This window comes from Acinetobacter schindleri CIP 107287 (assembly GCF_000368625.1).
Taxonomy (GTDB): Bacteria; Pseudomonadota; Gammaproteobacteria; order Pseudomonadales; family Moraxellaceae; genus Acinetobacter; species Acinetobacter schindleri.
This window is the reverse complement of record NZ_KB849575.1, coordinates 497942-517852: the sequence shown is the minus strand read 5'-3', so window position 1 is coordinate 517852 and position 19911 is coordinate 497942. Positions and strand designations below refer to the sequence as shown.

The 19911-nt window shown below is 42.2% G+C and carries 19 protein-coding genes; 12 read left to right on the top strand and 7 right to left on the bottom strand.

From position 1 onward, the window contains the following. Positions 1–253: 253 nt before the first annotated feature. The 7 genes from dapD to F955_RS16295 all read left to right on the top strand — a co-directional run bounded on the left by dapD (position 254) and on the right by F955_RS16295 (position 4162). A complete protein-coding gene (gene dapD / locus F955_RS05620) occupies positions 254–1075 on the top strand; it encodes a 2,3,4,5-tetrahydropyridine-2,6-dicarboxylate N-succinyltransferase (protein ID WP_004815162.1) in 822 nt (273 codons plus the stop codon). 124 nt (positions 1076–1199) lie between these two features. Further along, positions 1200–1910, top strand: coding sequence for a 7-carboxy-7-deazaguanine synthase QueE (queE, locus tag F955_RS05615; RefSeq protein ID WP_004892230.1), 711 nt, complete (start codon positions 1200–1202; stop codon positions 1908–1910). Between the two features lie 30 nt (positions 1911–1940). Then, positions 1941–2609 (top strand): 7-cyano-7-deazaguanine synthase QueC, encoded by a 669-nt coding sequence (queC, locus tag F955_RS05610; protein WP_004892228.1) that lies wholly within the window; start codon positions 1941–1943, stop codon positions 2607–2609. Between the two features lie 16 nt (positions 2610–2625). Beyond that, the gene (locus tag F955_RS05605) at positions 2626–3033 is read left to right on the top strand and encodes a hypothetical protein (RefSeq protein ID WP_004892225.1); all 408 of its coding nucleotides are present in this window, start codon (positions 2626–2628) and stop codon (positions 3031–3033) included. Positions 3034–3115: 82 nt separating this feature from the next. Then, positions 3116–3574, top strand: coding sequence for a peroxiredoxin (locus F955_RS05600; protein WP_004892223.1), 459 nt, complete (start codon positions 3116–3118; stop codon positions 3572–3574). Positions 3575–3709: 135 nt separating this feature from the next. Then, positions 3710–3874 carry a type 2 periplasmic-binding domain-containing protein gene (locus F955_RS16705; protein ID WP_004892221.1) on the top strand — a complete coding sequence of 55 codons (165 nt, stop codon included), beginning with the start codon at positions 3710–3712 and terminating at the stop codon, positions 3872–3874. After that, on the top strand, positions 3875–4162 hold the full coding sequence (locus F955_RS16295) for a LysR substrate-binding domain-containing protein (RefSeq protein WP_081400759.1): 288 nt from the start codon (positions 3875–3877) through the stop codon (positions 4160–4162). A 36-nt stretch (positions 4163–4198) separates the two neighbouring features. Here F955_RS16295 and F955_RS05595 read toward each other — a convergent pair whose 3' ends face one another. Continuing rightward, on the bottom strand, positions 4199–4759 hold the full coding sequence (locus F955_RS05595; protein ID WP_004892218.1) for a YceI family protein: 561 nt from the start codon (positions 4757–4759) through the stop codon (positions 4199–4201). Positions 4760–4806: 47 nt separating this feature from the next. Continuing rightward, complete coding sequence (locus F955_RS05590; RefSeq protein WP_004892217.1) at positions 4807–5376, bottom strand: nicotinate-nicotinamide nucleotide adenylyltransferase; 570 nt, start codon at positions 5374–5376, stop codon at positions 4807–4809. A gap of 101 nt (positions 5377–5477) precedes the next feature. Between F955_RS05590 and F955_RS05585 the strand changes: the two genes are divergently transcribed. Continuing rightward, a complete protein-coding gene (locus F955_RS05585) occupies positions 5478–6278 on the top strand; it encodes an enoyl-CoA hydratase (RefSeq protein WP_004815149.1) in 801 nt (266 codons plus the stop codon). Between the two features lie 73 nt (positions 6279–6351). Beyond that, positions 6352–7146 carry a nitroreductase family protein gene (locus F955_RS05580; RefSeq protein ID WP_004815147.1) on the top strand — a complete coding sequence of 265 codons (795 nt, stop codon included), beginning with the start codon at positions 6352–6354 and terminating at the stop codon, positions 7144–7146. A 240-nt stretch (positions 7147–7386) separates the two neighbouring features. On the opposite strand, the gene F955_RS05575 is transcribed toward F955_RS05580, so the two are convergent. The 3 genes from F955_RS05575 to F955_RS05565 form a co-directional block, all read right to left on the bottom strand. Further along, a complete protein-coding gene (locus F955_RS05575; RefSeq protein WP_004815145.1) occupies positions 7387–8856 on the bottom strand; it encodes a carotenoid oxygenase family protein in 1470 nt (489 codons plus the stop codon). Positions 8857–9004: 148 nt separating this feature from the next. Further along, the gene (locus F955_RS05570) at positions 9005–9322 is read right to left on the bottom strand and encodes a YqfO family protein (RefSeq protein WP_004892213.1); all 318 of its coding nucleotides are present in this window, start codon (positions 9320–9322) and stop codon (positions 9005–9007) included. Between the two features lie 17 nt (positions 9323–9339). Further along, on the bottom strand, positions 9340–10221 hold the full coding sequence (locus F955_RS05565; RefSeq protein WP_004892210.1) for a LysR substrate-binding domain-containing protein: 882 nt from the start codon (positions 10219–10221) through the stop codon (positions 9340–9342). A 170-nt stretch (positions 10222–10391) separates the two neighbouring features. Between F955_RS05565 and F955_RS05560 the strand changes: the two genes are divergently transcribed. Beyond that, positions 10392–12134, top strand: a complete 1743-nt coding sequence (locus F955_RS05560; RefSeq protein WP_004892206.1) for an FAD-dependent oxidoreductase — start codon at positions 10392–10394, stop codon at positions 12132–12134. Positions 12135–12437: 303 nt separating this feature from the next. Here F955_RS05560 and F955_RS16970 read toward each other — a convergent pair whose 3' ends face one another. Beyond that, on the bottom strand, positions 12438–12563 hold the full coding sequence (locus F955_RS16970; protein WP_004815134.1) for a KGW motif small protein: 126 nt from the start codon (positions 12561–12563) through the stop codon (positions 12438–12440). Positions 12564–13355: 792 nt separating this feature from the next. After that, positions 13356–17189, bottom strand: coding sequence for a phosphoribosylformylglycinamidine synthase (gene purL / locus F955_RS05555; RefSeq protein ID WP_004892203.1), 3834 nt, complete (start codon positions 17187–17189; stop codon positions 13356–13358). A 504-nt stretch (positions 17190–17693) separates the two neighbouring features. Between purL and F955_RS05550 the strand changes: the two genes are divergently transcribed. Beyond that, entirely contained in the window at positions 17694–19034 is a 1341-nt protein-coding gene (locus F955_RS05550) for a deoxyguanosinetriphosphate triphosphohydrolase (RefSeq protein WP_004815127.1), read from the top strand. 117 nt (positions 19035–19151) lie between these two features. Then, the gene (gene ruvA, locus F955_RS05545) at positions 19152–19754 is read left to right on the top strand and encodes a Holliday junction branch migration protein RuvA (RefSeq protein ID WP_004892200.1); all 603 of its coding nucleotides are present in this window, start codon (positions 19152–19154) and stop codon (positions 19752–19754) included. The last annotated feature ends 157 nt before the right edge of the window (positions 19755–19911 follow it).

The window sequence follows — 19911 nt, the reverse complement described above, 5'->3', positions numbered from 1 at the left end:
ATGCCTTTTATATGATTTTCATGAGGTTTTTTGCACAGTCACCTTAATTAGATGCTTTTACTGGAAATTTTCTGTTTATTGATTAAATCATGAGCTATATAAAGATAATATTCATTAATTTTTGAATGAAACTTGACACATCCATTTTCTCCATAATTCGGAAGAATTAATTTTGATATAAGTCGTGTTTTCCATCTAATCTTTGCTCAATATAGTGTAAAATCTTGGAAATTTTTTTTCTGGAAGGAAGATCATGTCTCAGCTTTCAACAATCATTGAACAAGCGTTTGAAGACCGTGCGAATTTCACAGCAGCGGATTGTCCTGCTGAAGTTCGTCAAGCAGTTGAGGAAGTAATTGCTGGCCTGGACAATGGCTCTCTACGTGTAGCTGAAAAAATCGATGGTGAATGGGTCGTTCATCAATGGATTAAGAAAGCTGTACTGTTGTCTTTCAAACTGAATGACAACAAACCAATGGAAGCATGCGATCTTCGCTTTTATGACAAAGTAGATACTAAATTTGGTGACTGGACTGAAGAACAGTTCAAAGCTGCTGGTGTACGTGTCGTACCACCTGCTGTAGCACGTAAAGGTTCTTACCAGGCGAAAAACGTGGTATTGATGCCTTCTTATGTGAACATTGGTGCGTATGTTGATGAAGGTACGATGGTTGATACATGGGCAACTGTAGGTTCATGTGCGCAAATCGGTAAAAATGTTCACCTGTCAGGTGGTGTAGGGATTGGTGGTGTTCTTGAGCCACTTCAAGCAAACCCAACCATTATCGAAGACAACTGCTTTATCGGTGCACGTTCTGAAATCGTAGAAGGCGTAATCGTAGAAGAAGGCTCTGTGATTTCTATGGGCGTATTCATTGGTCAATCTACCAAGATTTATGACCGTGAAACTGGCGAAATCCACTACGGCCGTGTACCTGCTGGTTCAGTCGTTGTATCTGGCAGCCTTCCTTCTAAATGCGGTAAATACAGCCTGTACGCTGCTGTGATCGTGAAAAAAGTTGACGCGAAAACACGTGCGAAAACTAGCCTGAACGATTTGTTGCGTGAAGACTAAGTCCTAACTTTTTAGGAACTTAATGTTCCTCAGAGCTTTAGTCGCTCTTCGTCTCTACGGTCAGCAATGATCGTAGGGATTTTTATTTTTATACATTGTTCTTTCTTCCCTGGTTAATTTTGTTATGAGTACGCTTCGATCTTCTGCTATCCCTGTTTCTGATCCGTCTGCGGGTTTACGCATCACGGAGATCTTTTATTCATTACAGGGTGAAGCCAATACTGCAGGTCTGCCAACGGTCTTTATCCGTCTAACCGGTTGTCCTTTACGTTGTACCTATTGCGATACCACTTATTCTTTCGAAGGTGGTGAGCGTAAATCTTTAGAAGAAATCATTCAAACCACACTCGATTTTAAGACACCTTATATCTGCGTGACTGGTGGTGAACCACTGGTGCAGCCGAATGCCTTGCCTTTAATGCAGCGCCTGGCCGATGCAGGCTGTGAAGTCTCCTTGGAAACCAGCGGTGCGCTGGATGTGTCTAAGGTAGACCCTCGTGTATCAAAAGTATTAGACTTGAAAACGCCAACTTCGGGTGAAGTTGCACGAAATTTGCTTTCCAATCTCGACCATTTAACCCAGCACGATCAGATCAAGTTCGTAATCTGTAATCGTGAAGATTATGAATGGTCCAAACAGCAGGTTGAACAGTACCAGTTGAATGAAAAAGTCAGTACGGTCTGGTTCTCGCCTGCTTTTGAAGTTGAAAAAGGTACGGCGCGTATGCCACAGCTGGCACGTGATCTGGCCCAATGGATTTTAGAAGACCATCTCCCTGTTCGCTTCCAGCTACAGTTACATAAACTATTATGGAATGACGAAACTGGTCGTTAATTATTTATCAAATATTTTGGAGATTTAGCTATGCGCCCTCGTGCCATTGTATTGTTATCTGGCGGATTAGACTCAACCACGTGTTTAGCCTGGGCGCAGGCACGCTACGAATGTATTGCTTTAAGTTTTATGTATGGCCAGCGTTCGACCACTGAACTTGATGCAGCAAGAGCTTTGACTGGTCGTGCAGGTGTGGAACATCGTGTCATCAATATTGACTTAGGCAACCTCGGTGGCTCTGCCCTGACTGATCACAGTATTGATGTGCCAGACCAACTTCAGGAAGGTATTCCTGTGACGTATGTCCCAGCACGCAATACAATTTTCCTGTCTTATGCACTGGCTGCAGCTGAAGTTTTTGGTGCAGAAGCAATTGTGATCGGAATTAATGCCGTCGATTATTCCGGTTATCCTGACTGTCGTCCTGAATTTATTGAAGCCTTTGCCAATATGGCTCGCCTTGCCACCAAGGTAGGCGTGGAAGGTAAACCGCTCAAATTTGAAACACCTCTGTTACATTTATCCAAAGCAAATATCATTCGCTTAGGACTTGATCATGGCGTAGACTATAGCCAAACGGTATCTTGCTACCAGGCAGATGACCAAGGACGTGCCTGTGGTACATGTGACAGCTGCCGTCTGCGTAAACAAGGTTTTGCAGATGCAGGTGTTGAAGACCCGACACGTTATATACCGTAATAACAAGGTAGAGTTTATGAAAAATTTTAAATCAAATATTGTTCTTTCAGCTTTAGTTTCAGCCGCTGCGATGTTTGCAACTACTGCTCAAGCAGATGACAGCAAGCTGCAAAATGCTTATAAAAGCACCAATGTTAAAGCTGCTTTGATCAATGTTTGTAAAGATGAAACTGGTAAAGGCAAACAGCTGACCAGTGCTGAAGTGAGCAAATATTGTACTTGTGCGGTTGAGGCAGATGGTAAATTGACCAATGCACAAAAATGGGAAATTCAAAGCACGATTAACCAGAAGAAAAGTCCAGCAACTTTAGCTTTTGTACAAAAACAAAATAAAGATTTGCAGGCATGTTTTGGTCCACAGTTAACTGGAAAGTTAAAAACTTTAACTGAACAGGCTCAAAAAGCTGCTGCTGCCAAAAAATAATTTCTGATTATTCTTTGCATAAATAAGCCACTATAATGTGGCTTATTTTTTTGTGAAAATTACAACAGCAATGGAGTTTTTTATGTCTGAGATCGGCTTGCTTGACCATGTTTTCCCTACTACGACTGGTGAAATCAACTTGACTCAATTAGATGCAGCGTGGTTAATCATCTATTTTTATCCAAAAGACTCCACCCCAGGCTGTACTACACAAGCTGCTGGTTTTTCCTGTCTAAAAGACCAGTTTGATGCGCTAAATACAACAATTCTGGGGGTATCACGCGATTCAGTTAAAGCTCACCAAAACTTTACGGAAAAGCAGAACCTGAGCATCAACCTGATCAGTGATAAAGAAGAACTACTCTGCACTCACTTTAACGTGATTAAAGAAAAGAACATGTATGGCAAAAAAGTTATGGGCATTGAGCGCTCTACTTTCATTTTCCATAATGGCAAACTGGTGAAGGAATACCGTAAAGTAAAAGCAGCGGGGCATGCTGAACAGGTTTTAGAAGATTTAAAAGCACTCCAAGCAACTTAAAATCTATTTGATATAAAAAAATGAGTCCCAATTAGACTCATTTTTTTATCACTCAAACAAAGATGAAGGATACTGTAATTCCCCACATTACCATCGCAATCAGTACATCAAGATATCAGTTCACAGCAACAAGCCATGAAAGGCTGTCAAGCTCAACTGATTGGCGCTATGCATTATAGAATGGTAGCGACACCTGCATTTTCTCAGCGATGGTTTAGTCAAGGCATTCATCGCAAGTCTCTGCATAAGGCCCCTGCGATTGTTTATAAAGATCAGGATCACATGCATGGTAAAGCTTGACTGACTCATTACGGTCTTTCTCAACAAAGCTATCCTTCTTACTCTATTTCTTCTTCGACTACTTTTGCAGAAGCAGTCTTTGCCGGACTGGGTTATGGTCTGGTGCCGGATTATCAGATTGCAGATCGGTTTCAACAAAACGCTTTGCTAGAAATCCTTCCAGAATGCAGAACAGATGTGAAACTGTATTGGCATCACTGGAAACAGCAGTCACCAGCTTTACAACAACTCACCCAAACTATTCTAGAACAGGCAGAGCAACATTTAAATTATCCCCTTCCAATTTAGACTGCTCTGCCACATTTAAAGAAATGAACAGCTAAATTATGAGGCCTTCCACTGCCCGATCAGATGAATATTGACCTTTTCACCTACACCAGCTGTGGCTTTTTTCATACCAAAATCTGAACGGTTAATCACTGTTTTCGAATTCACATCAAGTAAATTCGGGTTGGTTTTATTTGGTGTTAGCGTGGTATCAAAAACTACTGGACGCGTCACACCCCGTAAACTCAAATTACCCAATACCTGATAGCGGTTCGTTCCATTTGGTTTAAACTGGGTACTTTTAAAATTCACAGTTTTATAACGTGAAGCATCAAACAGATCTTCACCCATAATCATATTTTTTAGACTTGGCTTGGACAGCTGTAGACTATCTACCTGCATGGTAAATTCAGTTGAAGCCTGTTGTGGTTTTTGAGGATCAAACTGAATCGAGGCTTGGAATTGCTGAAAACTTCCCTTTACGACAGTCAAACCCAATGAATTAATACTAAAACCCACGCTACTTTTAGGCGTCAAGCTCCAGCTGGCAGAGGCTGCTGATATACTTACTACTGAAAGGCATCCTGCATAGGCTATATTTTTTAGGATAAGATTCATTGTGTTGCTCCCTAACAATCAAATGAACTCCTCACCTTAAAACAGTTTTAGCTCAGATTCGTTTTATCATTCGTTTTAAACTTGTGTGCCAATTGTTGATAAGTCTCAGTATTTTTAAACTTATGTAAAAACTCGCTGGTTCCTAAAGGAAATGCTGATTCCATAATGTCACCATGATAATAGGCTTCCCGTAATGGTGTTGCTGAAATGGCACCGACTAGACTGTCTAGTTCCACCATTTCCCATTCTGGGAACAGTCTTAAATAATAAGAGGACTCATCTTTAAAATGTCCAATCAGACCAACTTTGGCATTTAGCTCTGCCACTCCGGCAACCAGTAATTTTACCAGTTTTTGCCATTTTTCATCATTATAGACATCAATGACATGTACGAATTTAATACGCTTCTGATCTGCTTCGGAAAAATTCGACAGGATCATTTCTTCACGTTCAGAGGCCAGAAATGGGTTTTTGATATTACGTTCCTGCTGCGCTGATCCTAAAGCCAGAATCACCTGCTGGCTTTGCTGCAAAGCAATTTTAATGGTTTGCATATGTGCCAGATGAAAAGGCTGGAAGCGACCAATAAAAACCAGATAATCAAATTTATATTTCATAGCACATCTTACTTTTATGAACGCATCAGTTATGTCGTAGGGAAATTTTTACGACATAATAAGCGCCAATAAATTCATATTAATAAAGCAAGGATAGTACGATGACACTGAGCTGTATTCAACAACCGCATCAGCATTTAAATGCGAATTTAGACAATGGCATACTGACCTTAGCCATTCACCGTCCTGAAGCGAAAAATGCGCTCTACGGCGAGCTGTACTTATGGATTGCTCAGGCCCTGGATGAAGCGGACCAGGATAGTAGCGTGCGTGTGGTGATTCTACGTGGTCAGGATGCGGACTTTAGTGCCGGCAATGACATGCAGGACTTTATGAAGTTCATCCAGACACCTTTACAGGGTAAAGCCGGTGATACACCGCCCTTTGTTCTGCTCAAGTCTGCTGCAAAATTCTCCAAGCCTTTGATTGCTGCAGTGCGTGGTGTTGCCATTGGCATCGGGGTAACGATTCTGCTGCACGCCGATCTGGTGTATAGCGATAATACGGCCCTGTTCCAGATTCCATTTGTCAGCCTTGGTCTGTCTCCTGAAGGTGCATCAAGCAAACTGCTGGTACAACAGGCTGGCTATCACAGAGCCGCTGAACTGCTCCTGACAGCTCAAAGATTTAATAGTGAAAAAGCCTTAAGTGCAGGTTTGATCAATAGCATCGAAGAAGATGTGTATGCAGCTGCACAAAAACAGGCTCAAACTCTTGCCGCTTTACCCTTGGCTTCTATTAAGCAGACCAAAGCACTAATGAAGCATAATCTGGCTGAAATTATTGAATGCATTGATGATGAGGCAGAAATCTTTATGAAGCGTGTAGGCTCACCTGAAATGATGGAAGCAGTTCAGGCCTTTATACAAAAACGGAAACCTGATTTCACACAATTCAACTAATTCTGAAACTTATCTTTTAATTGAGGCAGTTTAGACTGCCTCAATCTTTTATATTTCTGAAAGAACCCAGCTTATGACAAATGAAAACTCCCAAATGACTTCTCAAACAACTGATAGTTCAAATCCTGACAAGAAGCGTTATTACGAGCCGGCACCACAGGATATTGATGTAGAGAATTTCCGTAAGGTCATTGAAAGCCGCCGTTCAGTGCGTAAATTTACCAAAAAACCAATCCCTGCTGAGGTACTGGATGCCTGTCTGGATCTGGCACTACTGGCACCAAATTCATCAAATCTGCAGCCATGGACATTTTATGTTGTGCAGAACCCATCCAAGAAAAAGCATCTGGTGAAAGCCTGCATGAGCCAACTGGCCGCTAAAACAGCTTCTGAACTGATTGTTTGTATTGCTCGTACTGACCGCATTGATGAAATGGCGAAACTGAATATTAGTGAGTTTCCATTTCCTGAGGCGCCTCCAGCAATCAAAAAGTACTATAAGTACATTCCCTATAACTACAAGACAGGCTATCTGAATGCCTTTGGTAACTTTAAGAAAGTCGCTTTCAAAGTAGCCCGTACTCTGGATAAGCAGATGCCGGTTTCTGCTTTCAGCCCCGCTGATGCAAAACTATGGGCGACTAAAACCACGGCGCTGGCTTGTGAAAATCTGGTTTTAGCTTTACGCGCTTATGGTTTTGATAGCTGTATGATGGAAGGCTTCGATGAGCCCATGGTTCGTGAAATTCTGGAATTAAATGACGAACAGTATCCAGTCATGGTGATTGGTGCAGGTGAACGTGCTAAAGATGGGGTATTCTTCCCGCAGTACCGTTTTGATCGTGAGTTATTCATTCAAAAGGTTTAAACAGCATTTAAAATTTAAATCTTTTATTTGCTAGATGATTAGCGACATGGATGTCGCTGTTAGGCAGAGATTCAGGGATGAATCTTCTGCCTAACAAAAGATTTTGGTGACCTTACGGAATATATTCCTCATCCCTCAAAGTAACATCAGCCTATGAACGAATATTACAACTTCTCACACTTTATGAGGCTATGCCATCTTAACGCCTACAAAGATTTTTTAAATTTTTGACCCACTAGTCTAAGAATAGTTCGCTCTTAATTTCCGATAATCAATCCAGTTACAATGAAATCCGACCGGCACCCGAACTGGTAAATGAATCGTTGCAATGGGTCCTTCTGTAATATGCTGGGCATCCAGAATTACCACTTTCGAGGGGCTACAATCTAAAGCATGGATATAAGACATTAACCATCCATCATTTTCTGCCTGAGCATTTTCCCGTGCGACAAAGACTGCCTCACCAGTGACCCAGTTTTCTCCAAAGGAATAACTTTCTGTGGTTCTGGTTCTTAAATTAAAACACATCACCGTATTGCTGCTGACATGGGAAGGATCATCAAATTCACCAAAATAAATACTATAGATATAACGATACTGTCGCCCAATAAATGCTTCATTAATCCGTGGAAATTCCTGCTTGATATTTGATAATACGGTTCGTGTCACTTTTCCTGTTCCTTGTTCAAAAATAAAGCGCTCTAGTCGTATATCCTGATCTTCAATCGGTCCCTGAATCGAGCGGATCAATGCTTTGGAGTGCACTACCGCATCCATCACTATATCGCCAGTATTCAGATCATAGGCATTCACGGTATGAAAAATAAAACAGGGATCAATCTCATACCAGCGCATGTCAGTGACTTTGCCACCAAAAGGTAATACACCTATACGTGCCTGTCGTTTTGGATTCCATTGATAAGGCAGCATTGAACCTTTTAAAGCACTGCGAACCGAGAAATTCACATTCAGATCCAGAATCAGCACCTGAGATTTGGTAATAGCACAATCATGAATCATCGGTCCATGTTTCACTGGAAACTCGACCTGGTGTTTTAATTTACCGTGCGAATCTATATGCAGATAAAAAACTTTATTTTGGCTCAAGGCATCATAGCAAACTGCATGAATATCCCCTGTTTCGGGATCAACATGCGGATGAGCTGTGAATGGTAAATCCTCTTCATTTTTAAAAAGATGATGTCGTTCGGATTCCAGCTTACTATTGACTTCAACTGGATAAGCACCCGCTTCAACTAAAGCCCAGATTTTTCCAGCAAAGTTAATGACATTGGTATTCACGGCATCAGCAACACCTCGCGTTTTGCCTGGAATCAGTGGTCGGTGAAGTTTCTTCTGCACGCTGGCAACTCCGACGTAACTGCTCTTATACCAATGTGCCTTACCGCCTTTCAGTCTCAAGGCATGAATCATGCCATCGCCAGTGAACCAATGATAATTTCTGGGATTTTTGACCAGAATTGGATTTGGGCCAATCCGCATTAGTGCACCATCGAGTTCTGCCGGAATCTGTCCTTCTACCATGAGTTGAGTAGAGAAATGCTCCTGCCGTTGCGGGGCAAATATACTATCCAGATAAGGATTATCATTGGAATAGAGAATACGACTATGCAGAATTTCTGCACTGTATTGAATGGATTTACTAAGCGTATTTTTGAGCATTCTGCTAAGCGGTTTTGGCCAATGCATTGTTATTTTCCTTATTGTATTTTTTATCTGGAGTGCTATGGCAAATTTTATAATAACAAAAGCAGTTTGACTGTTTTTTAAATGTAGACTGACGGCGCGCCAGGATGAACACGCCGTAATGAATATGATATGAATAATACTTTGAGGTTTAGACTTTGATATCCAGCAGCTGGATAAACTCAAAAGCTGGCTCTTCATAAGGATGGCTGTCTTTTAAGGCTTTAGCGACCTCGACTGCTTTTTCATCTGGCACCAGAATTTCTACCCGCCATTCTTCTACCTGCTCCAGTTGACCGACTTCACCAATATGAGGATCTGCACCTTCTTGCGGCTTAAACTGTCCGGTTCCCAAAACCTGCCAGGCGCAATTGGTATACTCACCAATACCCCCTGCTCCTGCTGAAAACACTGCATTTTTAGTGTCTTCCAGATTTTCGTCCGGTACGTAATAAATCAGCTTTAACATATATTCTTTCCTGAAATTCAGATATTTATTGTATTTTTAAGGGCTTGGGTAATTATCTTCAATGCAGGATTTTGAGAATTCTTGTTAAATGTTGCATACAAGCCTAGTTTTGGGAGCATCTGATCAGTCTGGATAATCTTTACATGATCATTCAAAAATCTCAGTAAATACTCAGGAGCAAAACTAAAACCCATCCCCATATTGGTCAGATTGATGTGTTGCAATACATTGGTCACCCACAGTAGCTGTTCATGTTCGAGCTGATCAATACCAAGCAGCTGATCCAGCTTTTCATAAAACACGGGTGAGGCATTCTGCTCACACATAATAATATTATGATTTTTCAGTTCCTGTAGTTTCAGGATTCGATCTGTAGGATGCAAATGATGAGCAGCTAGCAAGTAAATCTGTTCGGTCAATAAATGAATATTGTCAAAATCTGGATGATCCAGATGAAAACGGGTAATACATAAATCCAGTTCAGCATTTTTTAGCCGCTGAATTTGCTCCATACAGGTCAGGCTATGCAAGTGAATTTTTAAGTCAGGCATGGTTTTTTTAAGCTGCGCCAGAATCTGAGGCATCACCTTGATTTCTGCAACATTCAGAAAGCCAATATGAATCTGATTATTTTTTTGCTGTGCGACCTGGCGTGCTGCTGCCACTGCCAGCTTGGCATTTTCTAGTGCTTTTTCCGCATAGATCTGAAAAGCCCGCCCTTCATAGGTAAGTTTGACTTTTCTGGATGAACGATCAAACAGGTTCACCCCAACTTCCTGTTCCAGATCCTTAATTTGCTGGCTTAATGACGGTTGAGCAGTAAACAGCTTTTCGGCAGCCTTGGTAAAACTTTGTTGCTGCGCCACAGTCATAAAATAGCGTAAATGTCGAAGTTCCATAAGCTGCCCGGTTTCTGATCAGGTCAGCATCTTAAGATTATGACCCGCGCATTGCAAATAAGAATAGGTCGATAGTTTATATGAATATCGGTATATGAACAGATCCTGTTTTACTAGACTGCATGACCATATAGATGGCTTGTTCTTCACGCATATACATGGAGTCTTGTATGACACAGCATTATGACACTGATGTTTTGATCATTGGTACCGGTCCTGCAGGTTCAACATTGGGTTTGGCTTTGGCTAATTACGGTATCAAGGTACAACTGTTTACTCAGTTTAGCTGGCTGGCCAATAGTCCACGCGCACATATTACTAACCAACGTGCCATGGAGGTATTACGTGATTTAGGAGTTGAAGAACAGGTCAAAGAAATTGCTACACCTTGGGATCAAATGGGTGAGAGCCTGATTACCACCAGCCTGGTTGGCGAAGAAATTGCGCGCATGAGTGCCTGGGGTACCGGTGAGGAACGTCATGGTGACTATATCAAAGGCAGTCCATGCCCAGTGGTTGATCTGATTCAGCCAAAAATGGAAGCTTTACTGGTGAAGAATGCGGGTGAACGTGGCGCCATTTATAACTTTAATACTGAATATCTCTCTCATGTACAGGATGAAGATGGCGTCACAGCGACTTTCCTGAACCGGATTACCAATACTGAATTTAGCTTAAGAGCGAAATATCTGGTCGGTATGGATGGTGCCAAGTCACGCGTACTGGAACAACTTGGTTTGCCATTGGAAGGTGTCATGGCCCGTGCCGGTACAGTATATGTGACCTTTAAGGCTGATTTGACTAAATATGTGCAGCACCGCCCTGCCATCCTGCAATGGATTGTCAATCCGGAAGCGAGCTTTGGTGATCTTGGTATGGGTTTACTGCGTGCCATTACACCATGGAATGAATGGATTATGGGCTGGGGCTTTGACATTTCCAAAGGTGAGCCACAAGTCACTGAAGAACAGGTTCGGGCACGTCTTAATACATTTGTTGGTGCTGAAGTAGAAGATATCGAAATTCAAAAACTGTCTTACTGGTATGTGAACCAGACCTGGGCAACCGAATATTCCAAAGGCCGTGTGTTCTGTGGCGGAGATGCAGTGCATCGTCATCCACCATCCAGTGGTTTAGGTTCGAATACCTGTATGCAGGATGCCTTTAACCTGGGCTGGAAACTGGCTTATGCAGTCAAAGGCTGGGCTGTGCCTTCCCTGCTGGATTCCTATACAATTGAACGTGCACCTGTGGGCAAACAGATCGTGGCGCGTGCGAACCAGTCACGTTTTGACTATAAATACCTGAAAGAAGTCTTTGGTTTTGATCAAGGCGTGACGACACAAAAACAAATGCTGGAACGTATCTTTGCTGAAGATGAGCAAGGTGCTGAAATCCGTCAAAAGCTGTTTAAAGCATTGGCAGTTAAAAACTATGAGTTTAATGCGCAAGGTGTAGAGTTAAATCAGCGCTATACCTCCAATGCAGTCATTAGCGAAGCTGAGCCTGAAAGATTTAAGCGTGATCAGCAGCTTTATCTGCAAGCAACAACGCGCCCGGGTGCCAAAGTGCCGCATACCTGGCTGATCAATGCCAATGGTCAAAAACAGTCCACGCTAGATATTACCGGTAAAGGTCGTTTTACTCTGCTGACAGGTTTATCTGGCAAAGGTTGGAAACAGGCGGCTGAAGCATTGAAACTGCCATATCTGGATGTGATTCAGATTGGTTCACGTAACTATCGTGATGTGTATGGCACCTGGAATGCCAAGTCTGAAATTCATGAATCTGGCGTAATTCTGGTTCGTCCAGATGGTTATGTGGCATGGCGTTATCAGGACAGTACCAATGATCAGTTTGATTTTGTGAATACACTGAAGGCGGTGTTGAAACAGATTCAATTAACTGTTTAGAGATAAAGAGCCACCTTCGGGTGGTTTTTCTTTATTAGTGGTAAAAGAATCACAGTTGTCGATCATTAAGATCATACATCTTTTCCCTAATATCTCATTATTTTAAAAATACCCTACGGCATAGATGCCACTCGTCAACTCGTAGGACATAGATGCCCATCAGGCTAACAAAGGATTTTGGTTACTTTACGGAATATATTTCTCATTCTTCAAAGTAACCAAGACGCTTCATTAAAAGTAATACACACATAAAATCAAAAATGAAAAAAACCACCTCTCGGTGGCTTTTATTAAATCTGATGATCAAGAACCCTGTAGCAAATAACTGCCTAGCAAAAATAGCACCTGTAAACCAACAACAAAACCAAATAACCACCAACCTTTCTGACGTAGTTCCGTTCTATCTATTATTCTGAGTGTTTTAGCCATGTCATCACCTCATACATGAGTGTTGATACTAAAATGATCTATATCATCTTTGCTTTAAAATGCATATCTATTGTGCATAAATTACACAATATCACCTCTATACCTATATAAAAGCAAAATCCAAACCAGTTCAGTGAGAGATTAAAAATAAAAGCAAAATGCTTTAAAAACAAAAAACCACCGAATGGGTGGCTGAGTATCTACATCTTACTGAATAAATTACTATTTTTCCATATGATAAATTTTAGTTATTGTTTTTAAAAAACTATTAATTACAATAATCATTTCGCGGCATTATCATCGAAGTACTATCCAATGCTTTAGAAAATTCTACTTTTTCGTAAAAGCGTTGTTTAGTATTAGTTGTGATTTCCTCTATACTTTTTCACAACATTCAATGAAACATGATTTTCAAGCGGAAATACATCGTATATGCACGAGATTGCTCGTGCGACTTCAAAATTTAATCTTCTCACATGAATCGTGTCAGTTTTATCTACCATTAATACTGCTTGCGCTGAGCTTTGGCAACTATCCTATTTTTTAGCCGTATCGATTCGATGAAAGTTCACTCCCCACATATACCACTCACAACCTGCTAAAAACGTGAATATAAACACTGTCATTATTTTTATAATTATTTTATGCATCAAATAAAGCTGTAATAAACTCTACCTCTAAATTCGTAATACAATTCAGCTAAATTCAACTGACATATGAAAATTATACAAAACGAGTTTTGGCAAATAAAAAAAGCCACCTTCCGGTGGCTTTCTCAACTCACTGATTTAATTAACCAATAAATTTACGAGCATTACGGAACATACGTAACCAAGCACCGTCCTGATCCCAGTCTTCTGGTTTCCAAGAATGCTGGATTGCACGGAAGTTACGCTCAGGGTGTGGCATCAGGATCGTTGCACGACCATCTTTAGAGGTCACACCAGAGATACCTTCAGGCGAACCGTTCGGGTTCAATGGATATTGCTCAGTTGCATTACCCTGGCTATCTACATAACGCATGATTACCTGGTTATTGGCATTCAACGCAGTAATGCTTTCAGCTGATGCAACCACACGACCTTCACCATGAGCCACAGCGATTGGCAGGATTGAGCCTTCCATACCTTCAAGCAATACAGAATGAGATTTCTCTACACGAACGTTTACGCTACGCGCTTCAAATACTTCTGACTTGTTGCGATGGAAACGAGGCCATGCATTCGCACCTGGAATCAATGGAGCCAATTGAGACAACATCTGACAACCGTTACAAATACCTAGAGAGAAGGTTTCCTGGCGGTTGAAGAATTTCTCAAACTGGTCACGCAGTTGCTGGTTAAAGAGTACTGATTTTGCCCAGCCGCCGCCTGCACCCAATACGTCACCATAAGAGAAGCCACCACATGTCACCAGACCTTCGAAATCATCAAGGCTGATACGGCCTGCCAACAGGTCGCTCATGTGTACGTCAACTGTACTAAAACCAACTTTGTCGAACGCAGCTGCCATTTCGACATGACCGTTGACACCTTGCTCACGCAGAATAGCCATGCTTGGACGACGTGAGTTAATGAACGGTGCTTCGATTTGTTCGTTCAGATCAAATGTCGGTTGAGCAATCAAACCTTTGTGCGCTTTGTCTGTAACTAATGCAAATTCCTGATCCGCAGTTTCTACGTTGTCACGTAAACGCTGGATTTGATGAGAAACTTCAGTCCAAGCCACTTGCAGGTCAGCACGTTCAAGTACCAGACCATTTACAGATAACTGGTCAGAGTTATTCACTGTACCAACTACAGAGATCGCATCTTTCAGAGTAGAAGCAGCGATTTCTGCTTGCAATGCTTCCCAATCTGCTTTCGCAATTTGCAGAACTGCACCGATTTCTTCAGCGAACAATGCTTCAACTGATTGGTCTTCTAGCGCCACACCTAAGCGTGCAGCAAACATCATTTCTGCAACAGTCGCTAATAAACCACCATCACCGATGTCATGGTAAGCCTTGATCAGACCACGGTTGTTCCAATCTTGAACCAGTGCAAAGAATGCTTTGAAGTCATCGAAGCTATCAACATCTGGAGTTACAGAACCGATGGCTTTATACACCTGAGCCAGGATCGAACCGCCCAGACGGAACTGACCCTTAGACAGATCAATACGAACCAGTACAGACTCAATATTTTTCAGCTCAGGGGTTAATGTTTTACGAACATCAGTGACTGGTGCAAATGCAGTAATCACGCCTGACATTGGAGAAGTCACAGATTTGTCTTCGCCTTCGTCATCCCAAGTGGTACGCATTGAAAGCGAGTCTTTACCGACTGGAATTGCGATACCCAATGCTGGGCACATTTCCATACCAATCGCTTTAACGCCTTCAAATAGGGCTTGATCTTCACCCGGTTGACCCGCAGCAGCCATCCAGTTTGCAGACAATTTAATGTCGCTGATTTGATCAATCTTCGCAGACATGATATTCGAGATTGATTCAGCAACAGATAAACGCGCAGAAGCTGCTGGGTTTAACAATGCAACTGGTGGACGTTCGCCCATTGCCATTGCTTCACCAGTGTAACCTACAAGGCTTGTTGTGGTGACTGCAGCATCCGCTACAGGCACTTGCCATGGACCAACCATCTGGTCACGTGCAACCATACCGGTAATCGAACGGTCACCAATGGTGATTAAGAATGATTTAGAGGCAACCGTCGGGTTCTTAATGACACGATAAATCGCATCTTTAAGATCAGTCACTTTAGACGCATCGAAGTCGTCGCCTTTGCGTTCAGCTGTTTCGTATGAGCGGCTCATACGCGGTGTACCGCCAAGCATTACCTGCATTGGCATATCCACAGGCTTGTTGCCGAACAATGGATCTTCAACAGTCAAGTGACGCGCTTCAGTCGCTTCACCCAATACCGCAAACGGACAACGTTCACGTGCACAGATTGATTCAAATAATTCTAATGAAGACGGGCGGATCGCAAGCACATAACGTTCTTGTGCTTCGTTTGACCAGATTTCCATTGGAGACATACCTGGCTCAAGCGATGGAATCTTACGCAGATCAAGTACCGCACCAAGCTCGTGATCGTTTACAAGTTCAGGCATTGCGTTTGAAATACCACCCGCACCCACATCGTGTACTGAAACGATCGGGTTGTGATCTTCCATGCGCCAGCAGGTATCAATCACTTCCTGACAACGGCGTTCCATTTCCGGGTTTTCACGCTGTACAGAAGCAAAGTCCAGGTTTTCACCAAGTTTACCGCTGTCTACAGAAGACGCTGCACCACCGCCAAGACCGATCAGCATCGCAGGACCACCAAGAACGATCAGTAAATCGCCTGGCTGGATTGCATCTTTTTCAACATGGTCTGAACGGATGTTACCGTAACCACCGGCAATCATGATTGGCTTATGGAAACCCTTGACTTCGCCATTTACATTTTGTTCAAAAGTACGGAAGTAACCATTTAACGCAGGACGACCAAATTCATTGTTGAACGCGGCACCACCCAATGGACCTTCAATCATGATTTGAAGTGGAGATGCCATACGTGATGGTTTGCCGTAGTTTTCTTCCCAAGGCTGTTCAAAGCCAGGAATATTCAGGTTAGATACGGTGAAACCAGTTAAACCAGCTTTTGGCTTACCACCACGACCAGTCGCGCCTTCATCACGGATTTCTCCGCCTGAACCTGTCGCTGCACCGGCAAATGGTGCAATCGCTGTTGGATGGTTGTGGGTTTCCACTTTCATCAGGATGTGAGCAGCCTGGCTCTTGTATTTATAAACGTGTTGACCGTTTTCTTCTTGCGTTGGGTAGAAACGCTGAGTATCAAAACCAACAATCACGGATGCGTTGTCTTTATATGCTGACAATACGTCTGTTGGTGATTCTTTATAGGTATTTTTGATCATCTGGAACAATGATAATGGCTGAACTTCACCATCAATGGTCCATTCAGAACCAAAGATTTTATGACGGCAGTGTTCAGAGTTTGCCTGAGCAAACATCATCAGTTCGATGTCATTCGGGTTACGGCCCAGTTTAGTGAACGCTTCTGTCAGGTAATCAATTTCCTGATCAGACAGTGCAAAACCAAACTCATTGTTAGCTTTTACCAGTGCTTCTTTACCCTGCCCCAGAATATCAATCGAGTTCAAAGGTTTTGGCGCAGTTTCGATGAATAGTGCAGCCGCATCTTCAATTGCATTAAATACGCTTTCAGTCATGCGGTCATGTAAGACCTGTAATGCTTCTGTAGAAAGCTCTTTTACACCCTTCAGCGTAAATAAAACACCGCGTTCAAGACGATGAACCGGTGTATTACAATTCTTGAAAATATCAGTCGCTTTCGAGGACCACGGCGAAATCGTGCCGACACGCGGTGTGACTAAAATCTGGATTTCATCACTTGCAGCCTGGTGCAGTTCAAATGATTGACCATCGTTGAGAAGCTGTAAAGCGGATTGCTGTTGTTGCTCGTTGAGCGCTTGGTCAAAAAGATAAACAAATTGACTTTCTAGTGATTGAACAGAACTAATTGACGACAAACGCGAAAGTAGTTGAGTTTTCTTAAAAGAAGAATGTGCAGGTGCACCGGCAACGATAAACATGCTGATTTTGGCTCCACGGGATGGTCTTGTGAACCATGCCACAATGTGACTTGAGAGAGCGCATATTCTACTGTGAAATACTGGAATCAGCTAGTGAGGAATTAATAAATCTGATCGCTAAACTATCAGGATTTTTAAAATAATACTTTTATTTTCAGTTAAAAAAATTTAATGTAGTCGATTAGATTAACACATTTTCTTGCAGAAAAATCAAAACCGTTAAAGTTTTATTTTTAGTCGCAAAATTGTATTATTTTTCAACAACAAATTTATCTAGAATTAAACCTTCTTACTTGCTTCAGTGTGCCGAATACCTTAAAAAAACTCCCTTTATTTGAAAATAAATATTTCTTGTCGTCTATTGAAGTATCTCAATATTAAAATCATCTTTTAAAAACTCTTTACTCTTATCTCACTTTAAGACGGCAACTTATGTCGCAACTCCATATATTTTTAGCTCCATTTTTGGCATCATGCGTTAAAGAATTGATTGAATAATGATAAATGACTCAAATGCGTTGGCTGGAATTACTCTCCACTGTCCGTATTGGCAGCAAAAAGCAAAGTTCTGAACTGGCGCGTAGCCCGTTCCATAAAGACTATGATCGTATTATTTTTTCGCAAAGTTTTCGCCAGCTAAATCGTAAAACCCAGGTCCACCCTCTGACTCAGCATGATGGCATTCATACCCGTTTAACCCATTCACTGGAAGTGTCCTGTATTGGGCGTTCTCTGGGTATGCTGGCTGCGGAAAAAATCAAGGATCAGTTACCTCCCTGGATTTCTCCTGCCGATGTCGGTGCCATCATTCAGGCTGCCTGTCTGGCACATGATATTGGTAATCCGCCTTTTGGCCATGCCGGTGAATACGCTATTCGTGAATGGTTTGATGATGCCTCTCATACTGATTTCCTGAAAAACTTAAGTCCGGAGCAGGAAGCCGATGTTCGTCAGTTTGAAGGTAATGCTCAAGGTCTGCGCCTGCTGACCAAGATTGACTATCATCCTAACGATGGCGGTATGCGTTTGACCTATGCCACTTTAGGTGCTTACTTGAAATATCCATGGCTCTCTCAGACCATCGATCCTACTGGCAATACGCCAGCCAGCCATCGTCCGAAATTTGGTTGTTATCAGTCTGAAAAAGAGATTTTAAAAGAAATTGCTGAACAGCTTGGACTGATACAGCTGGGTGAATATCGCTACTGTCGTCATCCCCTAACCTATCTGCTCGAAGCTGCCGATGATATCTGTTATGCCCTGATTGATCTCGAAGATGGCATCAGTCTGAATATGCTCAGCTATGCCGAAGTAGAACCAGTATTTTTAAACTTGTTAGGCGATTATGGAACACCTTCCGAGATCGGGATGCCGGATACAACCTGGCAGCAAAAAATTGCTGCCCTGCGTGGTCGGGTAATGAAACGTCTGGTAGCTGAAGTCACGACGGCATTTGCCCATCACCAGCAGGAAATTCTGATGGGCCAGCTAAAAGGCTCATTGTTAGGTTATTGCAGTTCAGACATTGAGATCGGGATTAACCGGGCCAAAGAACTGGCGAGAGACAAAATCTTTGAACATCCGCAAAAAGCCGGTCTGGAAATTATTGCCCATCAGAGTCTGCAAACCATTCTGGATGCCTTTATTCCCTTAACCACACCCCATAAAAACCTGAGCTTTAAGGAACAGCGCCTAATGGCGATTCTGAACCGTTCAGGTGCGCAGTTCCATGCAGATCATTATGACAATATCATGCAGGTACTGGATATTATTTCCAAGTTTTCGGATCATCAGGCTTATAACCTGGCTCAGGAACTGCATGGCAATAAAGCTGGATTAATTTAATAATTTATACGATTTGCTGATAATCTCGACAAATCGCAACTTTTTGATTTGCAGTATTTTGCCTTTGGCCCGGATGCTGACTAATATGCCCGTATTGAAATTGAGTATTTATAAAAAATGATTGGATGTCTGATTGGTGAAGTGCTGGCACTGGAAGCACCGACTGTTTTATTGAATGTAAATGGTGTCGGTTATGAAATTGATACGCCATTGACTACCTTTTGCCAGCTGCAAAAAGGCCAGAAAATTACCCTATGGACGCATTTGGCTGTGCGTGAAGATGCCCAGTTACTTTATGGCTTTATCAATGCCCAGGAAAAAACCATTTTCCGTACTTTATTAAAGGTGAACGGCGTTGGCCCTAAAATGGCACTTGGCATTCTGTCTACCCTGAGTGTAGAAATGCTGATTCATACCGTTGAACATGAAGATGTGAATACACTGGTGAAAGTGCCCGGCGTAGGTAAAAAAACCGCAGAACGCCTGATGATTGAATTACGTGACCGCTTTAAAGCCATGGCTTCAGGTACAGCACCAAGCAACTCTACCACTGAGCAAATCCAATTTACTGGCAATTCTGCAGTGGCAGAAGCGGAAGCTGCATTACAGTCATTGGGTTACAAACCTCTAGAAGCCCAAAAACTGGTTAATGCAGCCAAAGGTGATTTTACTGAAGCCAGTGATATTATCCGTGCGGCATTAAAGTCGATGAATAAATAATAGGAAAATGACTTAATGTTAAATAAGTTTGTTTATTCTCCTATTTTCAATACTTGACTAGCGACATGGATGTCGCTGTTAGATTGGGATATAGGGACATATCCTCAATCTAACAAAGGGTTTTGTTACTTTTGCCCTGTTAAAAGTAAGAGTATGC